The organism is Citrobacter sp. VF227 (assembly GCF_052950715.1).
Map to the genome: position 1 here is coordinate 1 of NZ_JBRFVF010000424.1, position 462 is coordinate 462.

Annotated in this window: 1 protein-coding gene; it reads left to right on the forward strand. The window is 60.8% G+C overall.

What is annotated here, in order from left to right:
• Positions 1–462, forward strand: a 462-nt coding sequence (locus ACU8YC_RS27120) for an FKBP-type peptidyl-prolyl cis-trans isomerase (RefSeq protein ID WP_446896275.1), incomplete at both ends; no start/stop codon positions are given.

The following is a 462-nucleotide window of genomic DNA, read 5'->3' on the forward strand; positions in this document are numbered from 1 at the left end:
TGGTCACGTGGTCGACTTCATCTTGGTGCATTGGCAGAACCGCTGGTACTTCCCGGCGTTCAACATCGCCGATAGCGCCATTACCGTAGGCGCCGTGATGCTGGCGCTGGATATGTTCAAGGGCAACAAGACCGGGAATCCGCACATGACTGAACAGCGCATTGGGCCGGGCAAGGAAGTCACCCTGCATTTTTCGCTCGGCCTGGAGACGGGCGAGCTGGTCGACAGCACGTTCGACAAGAAACCGGCCACTTTCCAGGTGGGCGATTGCAACTTGCTGCCGGGTTTCGAGCAGCAGCTCTATGGGCTGAAGGCTGGTGACAAGCGCACTCTGCAGATTGCTCCGGAGCAGGGCTTCGGCCAGGTCAACCCGCAGAACGTCCAGGTCATGCCGCGCAGCCAGTTCGCCGGGATGGAGCTCTCCGAAGGCTTGATGGTGAGCTTTCAGGACGCGGCCCGCAC